Source organism: Roseateles sp., from assembly GCF_036404855.1.
Lineage (GTDB): Bacteria > Pseudomonadota > Gammaproteobacteria > Burkholderiales > Burkholderiaceae_C > Pelomonas.
The window spans coordinates 1-21,589 of the sequence record NZ_DASWYS010000343.1; the positions used below are offsets into that span (position 1 = coordinate 1).

18 protein-coding genes are annotated in these 21,589 nt (G+C 69.3%); 5 read left to right on the plus strand and 13 right to left on the minus strand.

Annotated features, from left to right (window positions below):
• Window positions 1-618, plus strand: a 618-nt coding sequence (locus tag VGF12_RS22900) for an MBL fold metallo-hydrolase (protein WP_331178356.1), incomplete at its 5' end; no start/stop codon positions are given.
• Between the two features lie 9 nt (window positions 619-627).
• Here VGF12_RS22900 and VGF12_RS22905 read toward each other — a convergent pair.
• Both VGF12_RS22905 and VGF12_RS22910 read right to left on the minus strand, forming a co-directional pair.
• The gene (locus VGF12_RS22905) at window positions 628-1,830 is read right to left on the minus strand and encodes a diguanylate cyclase (RefSeq protein WP_331178357.1); all 1,203 of its coding nucleotides are present in this window, start codon (window positions 1,828-1,830) and stop codon (window positions 628-630) included.
• A 107-nt stretch (window positions 1,831-1,937) separates the two neighbouring features.
• Window positions 1,938-2,456, minus strand: a complete 519-nt coding sequence (locus VGF12_RS22910; protein WP_331178358.1) for a YgjV family protein — start codon at window positions 2,454-2,456, stop codon at window positions 1,938-1,940.
• Window positions 2,457-2,713: 257 nt separating this feature from the next.
• Here VGF12_RS22910 and VGF12_RS22915 point away from each other — a divergent pair, with 257 nt between their 5' ends.
• Genes VGF12_RS22915 through VGF12_RS22925 form a run of 3 tightly spaced genes read left to right on the plus strand, consistent with a single transcriptional unit; the run spans window position 2,714 to window position 6,183 of the window.
• The gene (locus VGF12_RS22915; RefSeq protein WP_331178359.1) at window positions 2,714-3,337 is read left to right on the plus strand and encodes a PEP-CTERM sorting domain-containing protein; all 624 of its coding nucleotides are present in this window, start codon (window positions 2,714-2,716) and stop codon (window positions 3,335-3,337) included.
• A gap of 14 nt (window positions 3,338-3,351) precedes the next feature.
• Window positions 3,352-5,403 (plus strand): hypothetical protein, encoded by a 2,052-nt coding sequence (locus VGF12_RS22920; RefSeq protein ID WP_331178360.1) that lies wholly within the window; start codon window positions 3,352-3,354, stop codon window positions 5,401-5,403.
• A 6-nt stretch (window positions 5,404-5,409) separates the two neighbouring features.
• The gene (locus tag VGF12_RS22925; RefSeq protein WP_331178361.1) at window positions 5,410-6,183 is read left to right on the plus strand and encodes a hypothetical protein; all 774 of its coding nucleotides are present in this window, start codon (window positions 5,410-5,412) and stop codon (window positions 6,181-6,183) included.
• Window positions 6,184-6,408: 225 nt separating this feature from the next.
• Here the strand turns inward: VGF12_RS22925 and VGF12_RS22930 are convergent, their stop codons facing one another.
• From VGF12_RS22930 to VGF12_RS22945, 4 genes are all read right to left on the minus strand, one after another.
• Window positions 6,409-8,571, minus strand: a complete 2,163-nt coding sequence (locus tag VGF12_RS22930; protein ID WP_331178362.1) for a TonB-dependent receptor — start codon at window positions 8,569-8,571, stop codon at window positions 6,409-6,411.
• Between the two features lie 458 nt (window positions 8,572-9,029).
• Window positions 9,030-10,127, minus strand: a complete 1,098-nt coding sequence (locus tag VGF12_RS22935) for a PQQ-dependent sugar dehydrogenase (protein ID WP_331178363.1) — start codon at window positions 10,125-10,127, stop codon at window positions 9,030-9,032.
• 64 nt (window positions 10,128-10,191) lie between these two features.
• Window positions 10,192-10,923, minus strand: a complete 732-nt coding sequence (locus VGF12_RS22940) for a zf-TFIIB domain-containing protein (RefSeq protein WP_331178364.1) — start codon at window positions 10,921-10,923, stop codon at window positions 10,192-10,194.
• 28 nt (window positions 10,924-10,951) lie between these two features.
• Window positions 10,952-12,580 carry a peptide chain release factor 3 gene (locus VGF12_RS22945; protein ID WP_331178365.1) on the minus strand — a complete coding sequence of 543 codons (1,629 nt, stop codon included), beginning with the start codon at window positions 12,578-12,580 and terminating at the stop codon, window positions 10,952-10,954.
• A gap of 144 nt (window positions 12,581-12,724) precedes the next feature.
• Here VGF12_RS22945 and VGF12_RS22950 point away from each other — a divergent pair, with 144 nt between their 5' ends.
• A complete protein-coding gene (locus tag VGF12_RS22950) occupies window positions 12,725-14,515 on the plus strand; it encodes a serine hydrolase (RefSeq protein WP_331178366.1) in 1,791 nt (596 codons plus the stop codon).
• 6 nt (window positions 14,516-14,521) lie between these two features.
• On the opposite strand, the gene VGF12_RS22955 is transcribed toward VGF12_RS22950, so the two are convergent.
• From VGF12_RS22955 to VGF12_RS22985, 7 genes are all read right to left on the minus strand, one after another.
• Window positions 14,522-15,214, minus strand: coding sequence for a LytTR family DNA-binding domain-containing protein (locus VGF12_RS22955; RefSeq protein WP_331178367.1), 693 nt, complete (start codon window positions 15,212-15,214; stop codon window positions 14,522-14,524).
• Between the two features lie 57 nt (window positions 15,215-15,271).
• On the minus strand, window positions 15,272-16,309 hold the full coding sequence (locus VGF12_RS22960) for a sensor histidine kinase (RefSeq protein ID WP_331178368.1): 1,038 nt from the start codon (window positions 16,307-16,309) through the stop codon (window positions 15,272-15,274).
• Complete coding sequence (locus tag VGF12_RS22965; protein ID WP_331178369.1) at window positions 16,306-16,875, minus strand: hypothetical protein; 570 nt, start codon at window positions 16,873-16,875, stop codon at window positions 16,306-16,308. The genes VGF12_RS22960 and VGF12_RS22965 overlap by 4 nt, the downstream gene beginning before the upstream one ends.
• Window positions 16,876-17,027: 152 nt before the next feature.
• Window positions 17,028-17,633, minus strand: coding sequence for an AraC family transcriptional regulator (locus VGF12_RS22970; RefSeq protein WP_331178380.1), 606 nt, complete (start codon window positions 17,631-17,633; stop codon window positions 17,028-17,030).
• A complete protein-coding gene (locus VGF12_RS22975) occupies window positions 17,630-18,130 on the minus strand; it encodes a Dps family protein (RefSeq protein WP_331178370.1) in 501 nt (166 codons plus the stop codon). The genes VGF12_RS22970 and VGF12_RS22975 overlap by 4 nt, the downstream gene beginning before the upstream one ends.
• A gap of 200 nt (window positions 18,131-18,330) precedes the next feature.
• Complete coding sequence (gene katG, locus VGF12_RS22980) at window positions 18,331-20,538, minus strand: catalase/peroxidase HPI (protein ID WP_331178371.1); 2,208 nt, start codon at window positions 20,536-20,538, stop codon at window positions 18,331-18,333.
• Between the two features lie 103 nt (window positions 20,539-20,641).
• Window positions 20,642-21,562, minus strand: a complete 921-nt coding sequence (locus VGF12_RS22985; RefSeq protein WP_331178372.1) for a hydrogen peroxide-inducible genes activator — start codon at window positions 21,560-21,562, stop codon at window positions 20,642-20,644.
• Between the last annotated feature and the right edge of the window lie 27 nt (window positions 21,563-21,589).

The following is a 21,589-nucleotide window of genomic DNA, read 5'->3' on the forward strand; positions in this document are numbered from 1 at the left end:
GGCCTGTTCGGTCCCACGGCCGGCCGTGTGCTGGCCAACCTCAAGGCCTCGGGCTATGCGCCGGAGCAGGTCGACGAGGTCGTCATCACGCACATGCATGGCGACCACATCGGCGGTGCCGGCGCCTTTCCCAATGCCACGCTGCGCCTGGACAAGCGGGATGCCGACTTCTGGCTCGCGCCTGAGCAGGTCGCCAAGAGCGACGGCGCCAAGGCCATCGCCGCCGTCGTCAAGGCTTATGCCGACACGGGCCGCTTCAAGCCATTTGACGGCAGCGTGGACGGCGTCGAGATCGTGCCTGGCGTGAAGGCCTTCCCGGCCTACGGCCATACGCCCGGTCACAGCAACTACGTCGCCGAGAGCAAGGGCCAGAAGATGATGTTCTGGGGCGATCTGATGCACGTGGCCGCTGTGCAGTTCAAGGAGCCGGCGGTAACCATCCAGTTCGACTCCGATCCCAAGACTGCCGCCCCGGCCCGCGAGAAGGCCTATGCCGCTGCGGCCCAGGGCGGCTATTACGTGGCCGTCGCGCACGTCAGCTTCCCCGGCATCGGCCGGCTGCGCGTCGACGGCAAGGGTTATGACTGGCTGCCGGTGAATTACTCGGCCAACCGCTGAGCCTCAGGCTCAGCCCGACACGACGCGGTTGCGCCCGCTGCGCTTGGCCTCGTACAGGGCCGTGTCGGCGCGGCCCAGCAGCGAGGTCATGTCATCGTCCGACCGATAGGAGGCGGTGCCTACGGACACGGTCGCCGTGACGCCCGCCACCAGCGGCGCGGCGCTCACGGACGCGCGCAGCCGTTCGCCCACCTCCTCCGCGGGCTCGAACGGTGTGCCCGCGAGCAGCACGACGAACTCTTCGCCGCCGTAGCGGGCGCACAGGTCCGAGCGGCGCAACTGCGACTGCAGGCGTCGCCCGAAGGCGCGCAGCACGGCGTCGCCGACGGCATGGCCATGGGTGTCGTTGATGGCCTTGAAGTGGTCGAGGTCCAGCATCAGTACGGCGCAGGGCCGGCCTTCGCGTCGGGCCAGCGCGCACTGCGCGGCCAGGGCTGTGTCCAGCGAGCGCCGGTTGGGCAGGCCCGTCAGGGCGTCGGTGCCGGCCTGGCGCTCCATGGCGTCCAGGGCCTGCTGCAGTTGCGTGGCGAGCGCGGCGTTGGCCAGCTGCAAGCGGATGCCGTCCACCACCCGTGCGCTGAAGCCGTGTAGATAGAAGTACAGCAGCGTCAGCAGCACGGCCAGGCCCAGCGCGGCACCGTGCGCCATGGGCGGCATCGGGTCGCGCAACGCGTTGGCCAGCACCAGCAGCCACATCGCGATGCTCTGGCAGAAGAACAGGCGGATGCGCGTGATGTAGACCGGCGCGTTGACGGCTACCACGCCGCACAGCATGGCGCCGACGCCCACGTTCAATATCACGTCGGTGCCCATCAGGCAAAGGGTCATGGAGCCCCAGCACAGCCCGTCGATCACGGCGGCGGCCGTCACTGCCGGGCCATGGCGCGTCACGTCCGCGCCGTGCCTTCGCACGAACGCCAGCAGCAGCAGGCTCAGCACCCAGCCCGTGGCCACCAGCCCCAGCCAGCCGGGCAGCAGGTGGGTGGCCTTCAGCTCCCAGCACAGCCATGCGGCCAGTGCCCAGCCCAGCGGCGCCGTCAGCATTGCGCGGCGCATGGACGTCACGCATTGACTGAACGCGATGCGCTGCACGTCGATCTCGGCAGGGGTGACCGCCGGGATCTCTGCCCCGGAGGGCGGCAGGGTGGTGGGAGGTGGTGCGGCCTCGACGGACTGTCGTTCCCGCGCCAGCGAGGAATGCAGCTCGGTCATGGCTCGCCAGTATCGGCGTCCCCCTGGGCGTGACAGCCCAGGCCGGCGGTTCAGTCGTGCAGTTTGCCTGCAACAGCGGGACCGATTGCGCGCACCGTGCCGGGGCGTCAGCGGGCGGCGCCCCCACGTCCGCGCCGCAGCATGCGCCAGATGGTGCCGAGATTGACGGCGGCCACCACCAGCTCCAGCGCCGTGCCGCCGATGGAGCCGGCGATCAGGTTGTTGGCGATCCACAGCCCAGTGCCGCACAGCATCAACAGTCGCATCGGGATGCCCTGCAGCGTGAAGAGGGCGAGGGTGCCCAGGCAGGACGCAGTCAGCGGCAGCCAGTCGCTGGGCTTGGTCGCGATGGCCAGGCCGAAGGCGATGTTGGCCGAGACGATGCCCACCGCCACCCAACGCGAGCGCGTATGCAGCGACAGCGCCGAGCGCAGCATGGACAACAGCGAGCTGGCCACCGCCGTCGGGTTGCCCAACAGCGCGAAGTGCGCGACATAGGCGATGCACTCTCCGGTCATGAAGAGCTTGAAGCGCCGGTCATCGGTCTGCAGAAAGCAGCCGACGCCCAGTACAAAGGCCGCGTAGCCGAAAAGCTGAGCGGGCGAGAACCAGTCGGAGAGGGGCATGCAGCGCGCGTGGAGATCGATGCCCCCCAAGAACTTGGGGGGAGGATGGGACAGGGCCTGGATTGTCCCGCCCACGCCAGGAAAGCCCGCCGCTGCGCGGCGCGAAGGCGCATACCCAGTGGTTATGCCGCCCGCTCGAATTGGCAGGCGCGTTGCGGACTAACCCGGTGACGCGTGCGCAGCCAGTTTGCAGACCATGCGCCCCGCCTCAGCTTTGCGACGCCGTCGCATCCGTCATGACCTCGTTCAAGAACACGATGCTTGCCACCCTCGCCCTGACGGGCCTGTTGATCGGAGGCCAGGCCCGGGCCGAGCTCCAGCTGCGCGCCAACGGCAGCATGGTCTACGACACCGTCTCCAACCTGACCTGGATCACCGACGCCACCCTCGGCGGCTTGCGCACCCAGGCCGATGCGGCGCAATGGGCGGACTCGCTGAGCTTCGGCGGTTTCGACGACTGGCGCCTGCCTGCCGTGCTGCCGGTCAACGGCCTGAGCCTGCAGCTCGACTATTCGGAGGACGGTTCGACCGACGTGGGCATCAACAACGCGGGTTTGAACAGCGAACTCGGCCACCTCTACTACGGCAGCCTCGGCAACACGGCGGCCGGCCTCGCGAACTCGGGCAGCTTCAGCGGGCTCGTGGACCCCGGCAACCCCATCGGGCCCGTGTTCTGGACGGGAACGGCCAGTCAGCCCGGCTGGGGCTTGGCCTTCTTCATGGGCATGGGCGCCCAAGACGAGCTCTCCGCCGACACGCTGGGCGTGGCCTGGGCGGTGCGCGTGGGCGACGTGGCCGCCGTGCCGGAGCCCGGCAGCGTCATGCTGCTGCTGGCCGGCCTGGCCGCCGTCGCGGGCGTTGTCCGTCGTCGTTCGATCTGATCCGGAGGCCCGCCATGAAACAACTCGCCTTCTTCGCCGTGCTGTGCCTGGGCCTGGCCGGCAGCGCCCAGGCGGCCTACACCGCCACCCCCAACGACTGGGCCTGCACGAACAAGGTCGGTGGCACCTGGACCCACGGCCGCGCGCCCTCCGGCTGCGACGCCTCGGCCTTCGGCCCTGACATCTTCGTGCGCGGCAACTACACGGGTGTCGTCTTCAACGACGCAGCCGCCAGCCTCGTCGACGAGCGCAAGCGCTACATGCAGGCCATGTACCCGGTCATCCGTGACGCGAGCGAACGCTATCTGCGCTCACGCAAACCCGCTGTGTCGGTGCGCGAGCTGGAAGCCTTCCAGCGCGGCACTTACGCGACGCTGCGTCAGGAGACCTTCTGGTCGCACTACCGCGACGCCCAGCTCGCCGCCGGCCAGCCCTATGTGCTGAAGATGATGCGCGGCGACAGCGGCCACGGTCACGGCATGATGCAGGTCGACGATCGCTACCACTTCGTCCAGCTCCAGCAAGGCAAGGGCTGGAACATGATGCAGAACTTCACCTACGCGATCGACATCTACTATGCCGCGTGGGAGTCTGCGCCGGCCGCCTGCTTGGGTGGCGTGGCTGAACCCACCGGCACGACGGCCCAGATCGACGAGTACTGGCGCGGCCGCGCGCGCTCGGCCTGGTCGGCCTACAACGGCGGCCCCACCAAAGTCTGCCGCTGGCAGAACCCGGCCGATGCCAACGTCGCCAAGGACAACGGCTACCGCGACAACTACGACAACCGGCTGTGGCTTCCCGACGTGGCGGACCTTGCCAAGGCTGCCGCCATCGACGTCGCCTGTCTGATGGACGACGGTCCGTCCTGCCCGGTACCCACGGGAGGCAGCGTCGAGCCCGGCCGGCTGCTGCAGGTGGGCAGTGCTGCTTGCGTGCTCAATGGCGCGACGCTGGAATGCGTGGATGACGTGCGTGATGCCGCCTGCCTGGCGGGACGGGCCAGCTTCGACGAGGCCAGCATCACCCCCGTCTATGTTGCGCAGACCACCGGTTATGCGCGCATCGACCACAACCGCCACGAGCTCTGCCGCGCCCAGGTGCCGGGGCTGCAGTCGCTGGCCAGCGCCATCGCCACGCTACAGCCTCTGGAGCTGCGCTCCGCGCCCAACGGCATGGTGCTTGGTCAGGCCGCGGCCGCCACGTATCAGGTGCTGGACTTCATGGTGGTTGGCGCTCAGCAGCAGACCCGTCTGTACCGCATCCGTGCCCTCGTCAACGGCGTACTGACCGATGGCTGGATCGACGCCGGTACCACTGCCACCCAGGCCTCACTGGCCGTCGGCGCGGCGCCCACCGAGGCCGGTGCCATCGCCTATGCCGGAGACTGGGTCAAGATCGTGCCCAACCTGAACATGCGCGCCACGCCCGGCGGTACGCTGTTGGTGGCCATCCCGGCCAACAGCGTCGTGCAGGTCAAGGAGGTCTTCGGCACGGCGTCGGCCAACAACCTGTACTACCGCGTCGAATACACGCACATCGATGGCGTGTTGCGCGAGGGCTGGGTTTTCGCCGGCAACCTTTACCCGGCATCGACGCTCGGCAACTGGGCTGTGCCGGCGGCTGCGCCCTCTGCGGCCAAGCATGCCCACTGCCCCAACGGCACGCGCTACGACAATCACCTGCGCCAGTGCATGAGCGCCAGCCAGACCTACGGCCCCTTCACCGCGGCCAGCACGCAGGCTTGCGTGAGCGCCGGCGGCGGCGCGGTCTGCACGGCCAACCGGCCCACCGTGGTGGACGGCGTCGCCGTCACGATGCCGATCTGGAGCAAGGCCCTGGCGCTGGCTGCCACCGGCAACGGCGACTGTCCGCGTGGCGCGGCCCGGTCCATGGCCCACCGTTTCCACTGCACCGAGACCGTCACGCGCAACGGCGCTGCCGAGACCGATGTGTACGGGCCGTTCGGCACGGCATTGGTTAACGCATGCCTGGCGCGTACCGGCAACTCAGCCTACTGCCGCGGCAACCGTTGGCCGGCGGCGACCTTCCTGGCGCTGCAGCCCTGAGCGGCGATGAGGAAGCTTCTCGCGCCGGTCCTCGCTGCGATCGTGGGGCTGGGCCTGTGGTGGGTCTTGCACGACGAGGCGGCCGCGCCGGACGAGCAAGCGCCCGCTGCGGCGGGCGCCGCGTCCACGACCCTGCCGGCCGCCTCGCCTGTGCCGGTCGAGGCCGACGCGGCCAGTGCAGTGGCGGACGGGGTGGTCACGCCGGCTGCGCTCGCCCACGTACCGCCGGCGCAGGCGCTGCGGGCGCTGCAGCAGTGCTACGCCGCCAATGCTTGTCGCGTCAGCAGCCGCGAGGGCATGGACGAGCATTTCGAGGTCGTCGCGGGGGTGCTCCAGCAACTGGAGCGCCTGGCCGCGCAGGGCACCACGGCCGAGCAGGTGGCGGCCGTGCGCGAGCTGCTGGCCTTCCCGGACGGCCACGTGCAGGCGGCGGCGCTGGCGCTGGCGGCGAAGCTGCCGCCCTCGGCCGAGACGGTGTCCGCCGCCGTGGCGGCGCTGGGCAAGAGCTATGACGCCGTGCTGCTTGGCAAGGCTTATCCGGTGCTGCAGCAGTGGCAGCAGGTGGGCCTGTCCAGCGGCTACGACGACATGTTCACGGGCCTGGTGCACACCGGCGGCTGGCAGGCCGCGCAGTCCGTGGCCGAGAACGTCGGCCCGTTCCTGAACGCTGGCAATGTGGCCCGCTTCGAGCAGGTGGCTCGCCAGCTGCCGCCGGGGGCGCGCCAGCAGGCGTTGCTGCGGACGCTGCGGGATTACCGACTGCAGCAGTCTGGCGGTTGAGCCTGCAGCTGCCCGTCGGGCGAGCCGTACTTCAAGAAGGTCGCGCCGGCGGATTCGCGGCCGGCTGCATCCCCTCGTCGCCTTCCTTTGAGATCGCCACGCCTTCGCTCGCGCTGAACCTGTTCGTCCTCATGGCCGCCCCTCCTGCTTGAGGCAGCAGGCTTCGGTTGCGGACGTCGGCTTCTGGGAACCTGGCGCGTGCGGTTGACCCCGCAGTGCCCCGCGTCAGAACCGGGCCACCCAACTCGCATTTACCGCCCGCAGCGTATTGCGCCACGTGCTGCTACCAGCCGAGAAACCGTCCAGGTCTTCCACCGCGTTGCTCGCCACGTTGTCGCGGGCCAGCAGGTTGGTGAACCCCACGCGCAGCTGCGAGAAGCGGTCCACCTTCCAGGCGGCGAAGGCGTCCAGCGTGCGCACGGCGCTGCGGTGCGCGACCTGCAGGTCGGTCTGGTTGGTCGCGTAGCCGGGCTGCAGCACCAGGCTGGCGCCCACGGTCCAGCCGCTGTTGGCGATGCGCCAGTCGAAACCCATATTGGACAGCCACGGCGGCTGGGCCTCCAGGCGGTTGTCGGGGCCATCCACCTGCTCGACCGCGGAGCGGTACAGGTTCAGCGCCGCGCGCAGGTTGACGCCGCTGTCCTTATCGAACAGCGCCGGCAGCCATTCCTCGCCACGGCCCTTGATCTCCAGCTCCAGCCCGCGGGTAGTGGCCCGGCCGATGTTCATCGGGCGCGAGACCCAGCGCGGCATCTGGGTGATGTCCGGCGCCATGCCGCTCTCCAGGCGGATGCCGCGGCGGATCAGGTCATCGATCTGGCGGTAGAAGAGGCCGATGCTGAACACCCCGCCGCTGGCCGGGTAGTGCTCGAAGCGCAGGTCCAGGCCGGTGGACAGCTCGGGTTGCAGCTGGGGGTTGCCGGCCGAGTCGGCAGCGATGGGGGTGTTGGTCTCGGTGCGCTCGTAGTTGCCGTTCAGCACGTAGCGGCCCACCAGCGCGGTGAGGTCGGGCATCTTGAAGCTGCGCGAGAGGCTGGCGCGGATCTGGTCGCGGCCCTTGGGGTCGAACTTGTAGTTGAGGTGCAGGGTCGGCGCGACCACCTGGGCGCGGTTGTCGATGGCATGGCTGCCGTCGTCGCTGCGGGTGCGCACTTCTTCGAGTCGCAGGCCCGGCAGCAGGCCCCACTGGGGGCTGAGCGTCCAGTCGTCCTGCACGAATACGGCGGCCCGGCCTATGCGTGCGTCAAAGGGCACGCCGGTGGCGCTGTCCAGGCGCTCGACGCCGAAGTCCCAGACCCGGCGCAGTTCGTCGCGCCCGCGGGTCTCGACGTCCCAGCCGGTGACGAGGGTGTGGTCGTCGCCCACCGGCTGGGTCCAGCGGCCGCCCAGAGCGGCGCGTTCCTCGCCGAAGTCGGTGCGCGTTTCGCGGGTCACCAGCAGCCCGCCGTCGGCTCGGTAGCTGTCGTAGTACAGCGCGTTGTCGCGCGTGGTGTCCTGCCAGGAGCCCTTCAGCTCGACCTTGCCGCCATCTTGCTGCTTGTGGACCCAGTTGGCCGCGGCACGCCGGACATCGCCGCTGCCTTCGGAACGGGCGACGTCGTTCGCGGTCAGCCAGGGCGTACCCAGCAGGGCCACGATGCTGCGTTCGCTGGCGTTGCGCGACTGGCCGTGCTGCCAGAAGGCGCTGAGGTTGAGCATGTCCCAGTCGGTGGCCTTCCACTGCAGCCGCGGCGCGATCTGGGCGGTGCTGCTGCGGCCTTCGTCGCGGCCCTGGATGGCCTGGGACTGCACCTGGCCGCCCGGCGTGCGCGAGATGCGCACCTGCTCGTAGTGGGTGGCCTGTGCGGAGCGCGAGACGCTCACCGGCACGACGAAGGACACTGAACCGATGCGGTCGCCCCACTGGAAGGCGGTGCTGCCGCCGGGCTGCACCGCTCGGTAGTTGACGTTGCTGCGCCACTCGCGCTGCAGCGTGCGCGGTGGCTCGCGCAGCACGACGTTGATGGTGCCGGCCACGCCGGGGTATTCGGCCGTGGCGCCGCTGACGACCTCGATGCGCTCCACGTCCGCCGGGGCCAGTGAGTCGAGCGAGAAGCCGGGCGGCGCCGGCTCGCCGTTGATGAGGATCTGCGTGTAGCCGCCGCCCAAGCCGCGCAGCCGTGGCGCGCCGCCGTCCATGGAGACGCCGGGCAGGCGCTTGAGGACGTCGGTCACGTCGATGTCGCCCTGCCGGTCCAGCTCCTCGCGGCCGTAGATGGACATGGCGATGGACTGCCGCCTGCGCTGGCCATCGTCGGTCTCGGTGGCTGCGGTGACCTGCACGCGCTCCAACATGTTGGCCGGGGGCGCGTCGACCACCTTCCCGGGCGCGGACGCTGCAGAAGCCATGGGAGCCGCGGATGCGGCGAGAGCAGGAGCCGATGCCGGCGCCGGTGCCGGTGCCGGTGGAGCCTGGAGCGGTGGTGTCTGGGCGGGCGCGCCGAGGCTGGCCAGCAGGAGGGTCAGGGCGGGGAGGAGGCGGTGTGCGGTCATGCCTAGAGGGCGCGTTTCGCAGCTATTGCGCGGCCGGCCCAAGCACCGGGGGAATCGGGGCAGGCCGAACTGTAAGAGCCCTAACGGCCTTCGCGCCCCGCTGTTTCGGCGGCGGCGGGACCGTGGCAGCAGGCCCTGGCGATGCATGCCGGCCGCTGCACGCGGCGCGTCTTCGTCGAGGTATGCCCTGGGCACGCCAGACCCCGACAGGTCGTTTCAGGGCGCGTCCGGCGCAGCGGCGGCATAGTCTGCCGTTATGGTCTCACCCGAACTTGGTATCGGTCCCGAGCCCCATCGTTCGGGGAAGACCGCGCTCAGGGCTTCACGCGCACCACCTTGCCCGCACCTTCCAGCACCAAGTACAGCAGCCCGTCGGGACCTTCGCGCACATCGCGCATGCGGCCGGCGTCGGTGAAGAGCTTCTCCTGTTCGGCCGGGCGGTTGTCGGCATCGAGCTTCACGCGTTCCAGGTGGCCGAACTTCAGCGAGCCAATGAAGAAGCTGTTCTGCCAGCCCGCACCGTACCTGGCGCTCTTCAGTCGCACCAGGCCCGCCGGCGCGATGGACGGCACCCACTTGACGATGGGCTGCTCCATGCCGGCCTTGGCAGCGATGCCGTCGCCGATCTTGCCGCCACCGTAGTTCTCGCCGTAGGTGATGACGGGCCAGCCGTAGTTGAGTTTCGGCTGGATCAGGTTGAGCTCGTCGCCGCCTTGCGGGCCATGCTCATGTTCCCAGAGGCGGCCCTGCGCGTCGATGATCAGCCCCTGCGAGTTGCGGTGCCCGTAGCTCCAGATTTCAGGCAGGGCGCCAGGGGTCTTCACGAAGGGGTTGTCGGCCGGCACGCTGCCGTCCTTGCCGATGCGCACGATCTTGCCGAGATGGTTGTCCAGCGTCTGCGCGCTCTGCATGCCCTTGTAGCGTTCGCCCATGCTCAGGAAGAGCTTGCCGTCCGGTGCCTCAGCGATGCGGCAACCGAAGTGCAGCCTGCTCTCCATCTTCGGCTGCTGACTGAAGATGACCTTGACGTCCGAGAGTCGCTTCAGGTCCTCGCTGAGCCGGGCGCGTGCCAGTGCGGTGCCGTTGGTCTTGTTGGCGCCGGGCTCGGCATAGCAGAAATAGATCGTGCGGTTGCGTGCGAAATCGCTGTCCAGCTGCACGTCCAGCAACCCGCCCTGGCCGATGGCGTCCACGGCCGGCACGCCCTGGATGGGCGCGCTCGGCTTGCCGCCGGCTTTGGCGGTGCGCATCGTGCCGTCGCGCTCGGTGATGAGGAACTGGCCGTCGGGCAGGAAACCCAGGGCCCAGGGGGTCTTCAGACCCTCGACGACGGTTTCGAGCTCGGGGGCTGCCTGCGCGGCGGGCGTCGCGGCGAGGGCGGCGACGAGGGGGAGGAGGAGGTGCTTGCTCATCGATTCGGAAGGGCGAAAGAGGCGGTCACGCATCATCGCAGCCAGCGGGCCACGCCCGTCGGCCTCAGTCCTCCCACAAGCCGCTGAGCAGGCCCAGTCCGGCGCTGATCAGGTCCACCGTCAGGACGGTGCCCATGACACCGGGCAAGGCCGCCCCGGGGCTCTCGCGCTGCACACGCGAGCGCGCCCGCGCCATGACGACGAGAGCGTCGGCAACGTCCACGCTGCGGGGCGCGGGTCGGGTTGCCGCCTTGGCATAGTTCTGCAGCGCCTGCTCCACGGCCTGCGGGTCCAGTAACGACAGCGCCGAGCGGCAGTGCGAGCAGGCATCCTCCTTGCGCAGGTCCACCGGTGCGCCGCAGCTGCTGCAGTGGATGACACCGACCTTGCTGGCGATGTCCGCGATCTCGGGTCGGGTGAGCTGGCGGACGAAGCCCTTCTCGATCATGAAGGACGCGAAACTGCTGAAACGGCCGTGGCGGTGCTCGCAGCGGTGCGTGATGTAGCGGCCGCTGCGCACGATGTCGAAGCCCTGCGTCAGCCGGCCGCGGCATTGCGGGCAGCTCAGGCGCCCGGCGAGCGGCATGCGGGCGTCATCGCGGTGGCGGTGCATCTCCTTGAACAGCGTTGCGATGGCCTCGGGGGCGAGCTTGAGGTTCTCCAGGTGGTCGAACCAGATGCCGTGGCAGGCGAAGCAGAAGTCGATCTCCACCGCGCCGTTGTAGACGGCCGGCAGCACGTGCACCTGCATGGCTTCGTGGCAGGAGGGGCAGGGTCTGGAAGGCGCGGTCGGCATCGCGCGATGTTAGGGCGCCGTCTGGACCTCAGCCGTCCAGCCGCTGCTGGAACACCAGGCCCGCGTGCTCGCGCAGCGCGTGGAACTTGATCTTGGGCCAGTTGCTCTCGATGGCGCGGAGCTCGGGTGCGTATTCGACCAGCACCGTGGGCGCGTCGACCGCGTCGTAGGCCATGCGGTGGTCGTTCGCGTCGATGAAGCGCTTGAGTTCCTGCGGGTCGTCGCAAGTGACCCAGCGTGCCACCTGGAAGCGGCTGCCGGTGATGCGCGCCTTGACGCCGTACTCGTGCTCCAGCCGATGCGCGACGACCTCGAACTGCAGCTGGCCCACGGCGCCCAGCAGCAGCACGCTGCCGGCAATCGGCCGGAATACCTGGATGGCGCCCTCCTCGCCCAACTGCTGCAGGCCGGCCTTGAGCTGCTTGGTTTTCAGCGGGTCGGCCACTTCCACCGAGCGGAACATCTCCGGCGCGAAGAACGGCAGGCCCGTGTACTGCAGCGCCTCGCCCTCGGTGATGGTGTCGCCCAGTTGCAGCACGCCGTGGTTGGGGATGCCGATGATGTCGCCCGCGAAGGCCTCGTCCAGCAACTCGCGGCGCTGCGACAGGAAGCTGACGACGGTATTGGGACGCAACTCCTTGCCGGAGCGCACCACCTTGAGACGCATGCCGCGCTCGAAGTGGCCCGAGGCCACGCGCAGGAAGGCGATGCGGTCGCGGTGGGCCGGGTCCATGTTGGCCTGGATCTTGAACACGACGCCGGTGAACTTGGGCTCCTCGGGCTGCACGGTGCGCTGCATCGCGACGCGCGCGTCCGGCGCTGGCGCCAGTTCGACGAGGGCATCCAGCACTTCCTGCACGCCGAAGTTGTTGACGGCGGAGCCGAAGAACATCGGCGTCTGCCTGCCGCTCAGGAACTGCTCACGGTCGAAGGCTGGTGCAGCCTCGTTGACCAGCTCGATCTCGCCCTGCGCGCTGTCGTACTGCATGCCGAAGCGCTCTGCATACACGGGGTTGTCCAGCCCCTCCAGGACCTCCTCGTCACCGGCGACGCGGTCCTCGCCGGGTGCGAACACGCGCATGCGCTGCTGGCGCAGGTCCATCACGCCGTGGAACTGCTTGCCCATGCCCACCGGCCAGGTGAATGGCACCACCGTCATGCCCAGCTCGCGCTCGATCTCGTCCATCAGCGCCAGCGGCTCCTGCACCTCGCGGTCCATCTTGTTGACGAAGGTCAGAATGGGCGTGTTGCGCGCGCGGCAGACCTGCAGCAGGCGGCGTGTCTGCGGCTCCACGCCGTTGGCTGCGTCGATGACCATGAGCGCCGCGTCGACGGCCGTCAGCACGCGGTAGGTGTCTTCCGAGAAGTCCTGGTGGCCCGGGGTGTCCAGCAGGTTGATGACGCAGTCGCGGTACTCCATCTGCATGACGGACGACGCCACCGAGATGCCGCGCTGCTTTTCGATCTCCATCCAGTCCGATGTCGCATGCCGCGAGGCCTTGCGCGCCTTCACCGAGCCGGCGATCTGAATCGCGCCCGAGAACAGCAGCAGCTTTTCCGTCAGCGTGGTCTTGCCGGCGTCGGGGTGGCTGATGATGGCGAAGGTGCGGCGGCGGCGGACTTCGGATTCGATGCGGGAAGGCAGGTCGGCGGACATGGTGCGGGCTCGGAGCGAACCGCGAATTATCGGTGCTGGTCGCAGTTGGGGCCTCCGCGGCTGCAATCCGTCCCGTCGGACTGGAATGTCCGCGGTCTGACAAATTAGGCTAGTGCTTTCATCGACTGGCAGCCCCCGAATCCCATGAAAAGTCTTCTGCTTCGACCGCTGGCTCTGGCCTTGTGCACATTGGCCGCCAGCGCCGCGAGTGCGAACTCGTCCGATGACCCCGAGGCTCGAATCGCCCGCGTGCTGGCCGGGCTGCGGCCACCGGTCAGCTTCGTTGGTGATGCCACCTGGACCCTGCAGGAGCGCATGAAGCACTACGGCGTCCCCGGCCTGACCATCACCGTCTTCGACAAGGACGGCCTGGCCTGGACCCGCGTCTATGGCCTCGCCGACCGCGAGCTGGGCGTGCCGGCCAGGCCGGACACGCTGTTCCAGGCGGCGTCCGTGAGCAAGCCGGTGGCGGCCTTCGGTGCGTTGGCGCTGGTCAACGACGGCAAGCTGTTGCTGCATGAGCCGGTCAACGCGCGGTTGAAGTCATGGCGCATTCCGGAGAACGACCTGACGCGGCAGGTGCCGGTCACCCTCGCTCATCTGCTCAGCCACACGGGTGGGTTGAACGTGCATGGCTTCGCCGGATACGCATCGGACGCCGCGGTGCCCGACGTCCTTGCCGTGCTGGAGGGCAAGCCGCCCGCCAACTCCGCGGCCGTCCGCGTGGACCGGCTGCCGGGCAAGGCCTTTCGCTACTCGGGCGGCGGCTACACGGTCGCGCAGCTGCTGATGAGCGAGGCCGACGGCCAGCCGTTCGCACAGCTGATGCAGCAGCGAGTGCTGGGCCCCCTGGGCATGGCCGACAGCAGCTTCGCGCCGGCATTGCCGCCTGCGCTGCTGGCGCGCGCCGCGGCCGGCGTGCAACCCGATGGCAGCGCCGTGCCGGGCAAGCGGCACCGCTATCCCGAGCTGGCCGCGGCCGGCCTGTGGACCACCTCGCAGGACCTGGCCCGCTTCGCGATCGGCGTGCAGCAGGCGCTGGGCGGGCAGAGCAAGCTGATGTCAGCCGCGCTGGCCCGCGACATGCTGACCGCGCGTGACGCCAGCTACGGCCTGGGCCTCGGCCTGCCCAAGGTCGACGGTGAGGCCTACTTCGCCCACGGCGGTTGGAACGAGGGCTTCTGCGCCAGCCTGATGGCCAGCCAGAACAGCGGCCAGGGCGCCGCCATCATGATCAACGCCAACCAGCCCGCGCTGATGGATGAACTGCGCCGCGCCGTGGCCCACGAGTACCGCTGGCCCGGCTTCAAGACGCTGACCCCGCTGCCGGCCAGCGCCGAGGCGCTGGACCAGGCCCCCGGCCGCTACCGCATCAATGCGGAGCGGGTGCTGCAGGTGACACGCCAGGGCACGCGCCTCTTCATCGGTGAAGTCGGCGAGACGCCCAGGGAACTGGTGCCGGTGGCGGGCGGTCGCTATCTGCAGCGCGAGCAGGAGCAGGCACGCAGCTTCGAGCCCGGTGCAGGGGGGCACTGGAACCTGCGCCTGGAGCAGGAACAGGGTGCCCCGCTGCTGCTACCGCGGCTGGCCGACACGCAACGCCTGCCGCGCGAACTGCTGCTGGCCGGCGACAAGGATGCGGCCCTGGCGGCCTACCGCGCACTGCGCGACAGCCGCGACGAGGCCGGGCGCGAGGCCTATCTGAACCAGCAGGCCTATGGGCTGGCGCGGCGCGGCGACAAGACTGCAGGCCTGGCCTTGATGCAGATCGGCGTCGAGCTCTATCCCGAATCGGCCAACGCCTGGGACAGCCTGGGCGAGATGCACCTGATGCTGGCCGACAAGGCCCAGGCCCGTAGCGCCTATCGCAAGGCGCTGGCGCTGGACCCGAGCATGGATTCCGCCAAGGCAGCGCTGCGCAAGCTGGGCGAGTAGGGCGACCTACATCCCCCGAAAGCGCCCGCGGTGCGCGCGGCTGACGGGCAGGGCCTGGCTCAGCCCGCGCAGATGCACCCACAGCTCGCCATCGTCGCGCCGTTCGATGCGCTCGATGGCCCGGGCGTTGACGACCGAGCCACGGTGGATCTGCCAGAACAGCAGCGGGTCCAGCTCCTTTTGCAGCTCACCCAGCGAGGTGCGCAGCAGCAGTTGCCCGCCGGTTTGGCTCAGTGCCCGCGTGTGGCGCAGCTCGGAGCGCAGCGCGGCAAGGTGCTCCACGTCCAGCAGCTTCATGGTGTTGCCCGTCCAGGCCTGCAGGAAGCGCAGCCCGGCGCGCTGCGGTTGCGTAGCCTGCAGCCGCTGCACCGTGGCCGCGAGGCGCGCGGGCGTGACCGGCTTGTGCAGGTAGTCCACCGCCGCCCGTTCGAAGGCGGCCAGCGCGTGCTCCGCATGCGCCGTCACGAAGACAAGGCGGGTGCTCGGTGGCGCGAGCTGGGCCAGGCCCAGGCCGTCGATGCCGGGCATGCGGATGTCGAGGAAGGCGATGTCGGGGCGCAGCTCGTCCAGCAGCCGGCGCGCCTCAGTGCCGTTGCGGGCCACGGCCACGATATCCAGCTCGGGCCATGCCATCGCGAGCAGTTGCTGGAGCTCCTCGATCAGCTGGGGCTCGTCGTCGGCGATGAGGGCGGTGGTCATGTCAGTGCTGCTCGACGCCCTCGGAAGGCAACAGGCGTGGCGAGTGTTCGGGCCGCTTCATGGTAGGGGCAGTGTGAGCGTGGCTTCGGTGAAGCCATCGGCATTGGTGGCGAGCTGCAGGTCGGCCCGGTCGCCGTGCAAGGCCCGCAGGCGCTGGCGCAGATTGATCAGCGCCAGGCCGTGGCCGGAAGGTGCCTCGCCCACCAGCGCCTGGCCGCTGTTGATGACCCGCAGCAGCAGGCGGCCGCTGCCGGACTCGGCCCGTAGCTGGATGGTGCCGCCGCTCTCGCTGGGCTCAATGCCGTGCTGGATGGCGTTCTCCACCAGCGGCTGCAGCATCAGCGGCGGCAGCGGGAGGGGCCGCAGCGCGGCGTCCACGTCAAGGCGGTAGCTCAGGCGCGTGCCCAGGCGCAGCGCCATGATGGCCAGGTAGTGCTCGACGATCTGGCATTCCTGGCCCAGCGTGGAGTCTTCCGCCTGTCGCACGCGGTCGAGCGTTGTTTCCAGCAGGCCGCTGATGGCGTCCAGCAACGGCAGCGCGCGATCCGAGCCCTGGCGCACGTAGCTGCGCAGCGTGGCCAGCGTGTTGAACAGGAAATGCGGCTCGATCTGGGCCTGCAGCATCTGCAGCTCGGCCCGCAGCCGCGCGCGCTCCCGTTCCACACGACGCACGGCCCGCAGCCGGCGCAGGCCCTGCAGCAGTGGCAGGCCCATCAGCAGCGCGCCAAAGCCGAAATGCAGCCAGGCACGGACGACGCGGTCGTTGCCGCTGAACAGCGCCGTCGTCAGCAACTGCTCCACGCTCCAGCCCAGCATGGCGCCCAGCAGCAAGGCCAGGAACAGCAGGCTGGGCAGCGCGATGCGGTGCTCCGTACGCAGGCGCCTGCCCATCAGCCCGCCCAGACCGTCCGTGGTGGCATGGCCCAGCCACAAGCCCAGCGATAAGGCCCAGGCCGGCTGCTCGCGCAGCCAAGGCGCCGTCAGCCCGAACAGCACCAGGCCGGCCAGCAGCGGCGCGCCGCGCTGCCAGCCCACCCCTTCTTCCCGCAGGGTCTGGGCGAGATCGCTGCCCAGCGATGGCGTGGTGGCGCTCAAGGCGGCGTCAGGTCCCTGGGCTGGCGCGGCAGCACGGGGGCGCCACGCTCACCTGTGACCGCCACATGGTTGGCGACGACTTCGAGCTTGAACTGCGTGGCCTGCAGCTGGCCCGCGCCATTGAGCAGGAAGCCGAAGCTGAGCGTGGTGGCGTCTTGCGGGACGTCCAGAACGACCTCGGCCGTCTGCCAGTCGAAGCTGCCGCGCAGCGGCCGGTTGTACATGTTGTCGAAGGCCGCGACGCGTTGGCCGCTGTCTGCCCGCATCCACAGGCCGCCCCAGGCGGCGAGCTGGTCGGCGCGCAGCTGGGCGCTGAGGCGTATGCGCTTGCCCGCGTAGTCGGTGCCGGCCACCTGCTGCATCAAGGTCGAGAAGCCGACGGTGCCCGGCTTGCAATCCAGGCTGAACACCTTGGCGCTGGGTGCGCCGCTCGCGGACACCACCTGGCCCTCGCAGGTCTGGGCATCGCCGCTCTGCAGCCAGCCCGCGGGCAGCCCGGAGGGTTTGGCAAGCGCGGTGGCGAGGCTGCCGACCGCGATGGCGGCCAGGACGGCATAGGCTTTCATCGATCAATCTCCCGTTGCGAACCCATGGGGGTCCGAACGCAGGCTAGGGCTCGGCAGCCCGCCCGGCGGCACGACGGGGCGAACGGGGCCTGGACGCACAGCAAGGCGTCGAAAGCCGACACCAGTGGAAGCTGGGCGTCCGGCGGTCCCCATCAGGCCGGCGGCAGAAATGGCTTGATCACGTCCAGCAGCCGTTCGACGTAGTCGTCCTTCTCCCCTACCGGCGCGGCGTAGTGCAGCCCCTGGCGCGCGGCGTCCAGCCCGGCGCGCGAGGCCATGACCCAGGCGGCCAGGTACTGCGAGGCCAGGCAGCCCCCGGCCGTGGCGACGGGGCCGCGGGCGTGGAAGGGTTCCTCGACGACACGCACACCGGCCTCGACGACCCAGGGCTTGGTGGTCGAGTCGGTGCAGGCGGGCATGTCGGCCAGCAGGCCCAGGCGGGCCATCAGCAGCGTGCCGGAACATTGGCCGCCGATGAGCTGGCGTACCGGGTCCAGTCGCAGCCGGTCCAGGAGCGCGCCATCGGCGGCGATGGCGCGGGTGTGAATGCCGCTGCCGAACAGCACGACATCGGCCTCGTTGGCGAACTCCAGCGGCCGCTGTGCGGTGATGGCGACGCCGTTCATCGAGCGCACCTGCGCGGCCGGGCTGGTGATCTCGGCCGACCAGCCCAGGTGGCCGAGCCGGTTGATCAGGCCCAGCGCGATGAAGCTGTCGAGTTCGTTGAAGCCGTCGAAGGTGAGGACGGCGACCTTCACTCCGCCAGCAGGCTGCGCAGCATCCATGCGGTCTGCTCGTGCACGGTCAGGCGCTGGGTCAGAAGGTCGGCAGTCGGCTCGTCACCGGCCTTGTCGACCAGAGGGAAGATGGCGCGCGCGGTGCGGGCAACGGCTTCATGGCCCTGCACCAGCACTTCGACCATCTTCATGGCCTTGGGCGGGGTGGCGGGCACGTCCGGCAGGCTGCTGAGCTTGGTGAACTGGGCATAGCTGCCAGGCGCTGCATGTCCCAGGGAGCGGATGCGCTCCGCGATGGGATCGACGGCATTCCACAGTTCGGTGTACTGGGTCATGAACATCGTGTGCAGGCTCGTGAACATGGGCCCGGTGACGTTCCAGTGGAAGTTGTGCGTCGTCAGGTACAGCGTGTAGGTCTCGGCCAACAGCTTGGACAGGCCGGCGACGATGGCCGCGCGATCCTTTTCGCTGATGCCGATGCTGATGACGGGGGCTGAGGCGGCGGGTTTCTTGGCCATGGACATTCTCCAAAACAGGACGGGGTGAGCCTAACGGATTCGGCCCGCCCCGGAGGTGCCAGCCCTCGCGGGCCGGTCGGTCAATCAACCGGTCAGGCCATGGATCAGCAGGGCCAGCGCGACCAGGCTGCCGCTGGCGAAGACAATCCAGCCGAGGCCGCGTTGGGCGGCGCGAGCGACGGGCTTCATCCCGAACTCCTTCAGGCGTGCAGGTCGAAACGGTCCAGGTCCATGACCTTGGCCCAGGCAGCGACGAAGTCCTGCACGAACTTCTGCTGCGCATCGCTGCCGGCATAGACCTCGGCCAGGGCGCGCAGCTGCGCGTTGGAGCCGAAGACGAGGTCGGCCACGGTGGCCGTCCACTTCCGCTGGCCCGTCGCGCGGTCCACCCCTTCCAGCACATCGCCGGCCTTCTGCCACTTGGTGCGCATGTCCAGCAGGTTGACGAAGAAGTCGTTGGACAGTGTGCCCGGCCGCGTCGTCAGCACGCCGTGCGGGCTGCCGCCGGTGTTGGCGCCCAGCACCCGCAGGCCCGCGACGAGGACGGCCATCTCGGGCGCCGACAGCGTCAGCAACTGGGCCCTGTCGACCAGCAGCTCGGCGGCGGCTGCCTCCGGCAGGCCGGCTCGCAGATAGTTGCGGAAGCCATCGGCCACAGGCTCCAGCGCGGCGAAAGAGGCCACGTCGGTCTGGTCCTGTGTCGCGTCCGTGCGGCCGGGGTGGAAGGGCACGGTGAGGGCGACGCCCGCCTGCCGGGCGGCCGCCTCGACGGCCGCGACGCCGCCGAGCACGATGATGTCGGCCAGCGAGACCTTCTTGCCACCGCCGGCCGATGCATTGAAGGCCTGCTGCACGGCCTCCAGCTGGGGCAGGACGCGGGCCAGCTCGGCGGGCTGGTTGGCGGCCCAGTCCTTCTGCGGGGCGAGGCGCAGGCGCGCACCGTTGGCGCCGCCGCGCATGTCGCTGCCGCGGAAGCTGGCGGCCGAGGCCCAGGCGGTGGCCACGAGCTGGGCGATGGACAGGCCCGAGGCAAGGATCTGGGCCTTGAGCTTGGCGATGTCCTGCGCGTCAATAAGGGCATGGTCCACCGCGGGCACCGGGTCCTGCCAGATCAGCGTTTCCTTGGGTACCAGCTTGCCCAGATAGCGGGCGACGGGGCCCATGTCGCGGTGGGTCAGCTTGAACCAGGCGCGGGCGAAGGCGTCGGCGAACTCGGCCGGATTGGCGTGGAAGCGGCGCGAAATCTTCTCGTACGTCGGATCCATGCGCAGCGCCAGGTCGGCGGTGGTCATCATGGGCGCGTGGAACTTCTTGGGATCATGGGCGTCCACGACGGTGTCGCTGCCTGCGCCCCCCTTGGGCCGCCACTGGTGGGCGCCGGCGGGGCTCTTGGTCAGCTCCCAGTCGTACTTGAACAGGGTGTCGAAGTAACCCATGTCCCAGGTCGTCGGGTTGGGTTTCCATGCGCCCTCGATGCCGCTGGTGATGGTGTGGCCGGCCATGCCGGACTCGTAGGTGCTGCGCCAGCCCAGACCCTGCTCCACCAGGTCGGCCGCCTCCGGCTCCTTGCCGACAAGCTTGGCGTCGCCCGCGCCGTGGGCCTTGCCGAAGGTGTGGCCGCCGGCGACCAGCGCCACGGTCTCCTCGTCATTCATGGCCATTCGGGCGAAGGTCTCTCGGATGTCGCGCGCCGAGGCCACCGGGTCGGGGTTGCCGTCTGGACCTTCGGGATTCACGTAGATCAGGCCCATCTGTACGGCGGCCAGCGGGTTGGCGAGGTCGCGCTCGCCGCTGTAGCGGCTGTTGGGCGCCTTGCTCAGTGCCAGCCATTCGGCCTCGGGGCCCCAGTCGATGTCGAGCTCGGGTTCGTAGATGTCGGCTCGGCCACCGCCGAAGCCGAAGGTCTTGAAGCCCATGGACTCCAGCGCGACGTTGCCGGTCAGGATGAAGAGGTCGGCCCAGGAGAGCTTGCGGCCGTACTTCTGCTTGATGGGCCACAGCAGGCGGCGCGCCTTGTCGAGATTGCCGTTGTCGGGCCAGCTGTTCAGTGGCGCGAAGCGCTGATTGCCGGTGCCGCCGCCGCCGCGGCCATCCTGCACGCGATAGGTGCCTGCCGCGTGCCAGGCCATGCGGATGAAGAACGGGCCGTAGTGACCGTAGTCGGCCGGCCACCAGTCCTGTGAATCCGTCATCAGCGCGCGCAGATCCTTGACGACGGCGTCCAGGTCCAGGCTCTTGAATTCCTTGGCGTAGTCAAACGACTCGCCCATCGGGTTGGACCGGGGCGAATGCTGGTGCAGGATGGCCAGGTTGAGTTGGTTGGGCCACCAGCGCTGGTTGGCCGTGGCGGCCTGTGAGCGGCTGTGGAAGGGGCACCGGCCCTCGCTCTTGTCTCCGGGGTGCGTCATGTCAGCTCCTTAAGGGTCCTGGGGAGGAGAAGCTTAATGAATACTATTCAATGCAAGGTTTGAATAGATTTAACCTAATGATAGCCAAAATCATCATCGCGGGTCAGCTCAGCCGCGTCACGCCCTCCAGCTGGCAGGCATAGATGGCGTTGCGCAGTGCCGCAATGGCTTCGTAGCGCGTGAAGCTGCGCCGCCAGCAGAGCACGACGCGGCGCGTGGGAATGGGGTCGCTGAAGGGCACGAAGCGCAGGTGCGGCGTCGGGTCGCGCGGCACGCTGAGGGCTGGCACGACGGTCACGCCCATGCCGGAGGCCACCATGTGTTTGATGGTCTCGAGCGACGAGCCTTCGAAGCTGCGGCGTATGCCCTCGGCGTCGCTGGAGAAGCGCGCGAACTCGGGGCAGACCTCCAGCACGTGATCGCGGAAGCAGTGGCCGGTGCCCAGCAGAAGCATGGTTTCGCGCTTGAGTTCCTCGGCGCTGATGGCATGGCGCGATGCCAGCGCGTGAGAGGCCGGCAGCGCGACGACAAAGGGCTCGTCGTAGAGCTGGGCAGTGGCCAGGCCGGCGTCGGGGAAGGGCTCGGCCATGATGGCGCAGTCCAGCTCACCGGTGCGCAGCATTTCCAGAAGCTTGACGGTGAAGTTCTCCTGCAGCATCAGCGGCATCTGCGGGTAGAGCTCGATGGTGTGCTTGACCAGCTCAGGCAGCAGGTAGGGTCCGATGGTGTAGATGATGCCCAGGCGCAGCGCGCCCGCCAGGGGGTCCTTGCCGCGCTTGGCGATCTCCTTGATGGCGCCGGCCTGGTCCAGCACCGACTGGGCCTGGCGCACGATCTCCTCACCCAGCGGCGTGACGGTGACTTCACTGCCGCCGCGCTCGAAGATCTTCAGGTCCAGTTCCTCCTCCAGCTTCTTGATCGCCACCGACAGCGTCGGCTGCGACACGAAACAGGCTTCGGCAGCGCGGCCGAAATGCCGCTCGCGGGCGACGGCGACGATGTAGCGCAACTCGGTCAGGGTCATAGGCCCGAACGCTACACTGCGGCCGCC

Bases quoted from the DNA above. Each gene is read 5' to 3' on its own strand.
- katG (WP_331178371.1), bottom strand. From the start codon at position 20,538: ATGACGCACCCCGGAGACAAGAGCGAGGGCCGGTGCCCCTTCCACAGC.
- VGF12_RS22945 (WP_331178365.1), bottom strand. From the start codon at position 12,580: ATGTCCGCCGACCTGCCTTCCCGCATCGAATCCGAAGTCCGCCGCCGC.
- VGF12_RS22935 (WP_331178363.1), bottom strand. From the start codon at position 10,127: ATGAGCAAGCACCTCCTCCTCCCCCTCGTCGCCGCCCTCGCCGCGACG.
- VGF12_RS22965 (WP_331178369.1), bottom strand. From the start codon at position 16,875: ATGAAAGCCTATGCCGTCCTGGCCGCCATCGCGGTCGGCAGCCTCGCC.
- VGF12_RS22950 (WP_331178366.1), top strand. From the start codon at position 12,725: ATGAAAAGTCTTCTGCTTCGACCGCTGGCTCTGGCCTTGTGCACATTG.
- VGF12_RS22955 (WP_331178367.1), bottom strand. From the start codon at position 15,214: ATGACCACCGCCCTCATCGCCGACGACGAGCCCCAGCTGATCGAGGAG.
- VGF12_RS22925 (WP_331178361.1), top strand. From the start codon at position 5,410: ATGAGGAAGCTTCTCGCGCCGGTCCTCGCTGCGATCGTGGGGCTGGGC.
- VGF12_RS22905 (WP_331178357.1), bottom strand. From the start codon at position 1,830: ATGACCGAGCTGCATTCCTCGCTGGCGCGGGAACGACAGTCCGTCGAG.
- VGF12_RS22930 (WP_331178362.1), bottom strand. From the start codon at position 8,571: ATGGCTTCTGCAGCGTCCGCGCCCGGGAAGGTGGTCGACGCGCCCCCG.
- VGF12_RS22915 (WP_331178359.1), top strand. From the start codon at position 2,714: ATGCTTGCCACCCTCGCCCTGACGGGCCTGTTGATCGGAGGCCAGGCC.
- VGF12_RS22920 (WP_331178360.1), top strand. From the start codon at position 3,352: ATGAAACAACTCGCCTTCTTCGCCGTGCTGTGCCTGGGCCTGGCCGGC.
- VGF12_RS22985 (WP_331178372.1), bottom strand. From the start codon at position 21,562: ATGACCCTGACCGAGTTGCGCTACATCGTCGCCGTCGCCCGCGAGCGG.
- VGF12_RS22940 (WP_331178364.1), bottom strand. From the start codon at position 10,923: ATGCCGACCGCGCCTTCCAGACCCTGCCCCTCCTGCCACGAAGCCATG.
- VGF12_RS22975 (WP_331178370.1), bottom strand. From the start codon at position 18,130: ATGGCCAAGAAACCCGCCGCCTCAGCCCCCGTCATCAGCATCGGCATC.
- VGF12_RS22910 (WP_331178358.1), bottom strand. From the start codon at position 2,456: ATGCCCCTCTCCGACTGGTTCTCGCCCGCTCAGCTTTTCGGCTACGCG.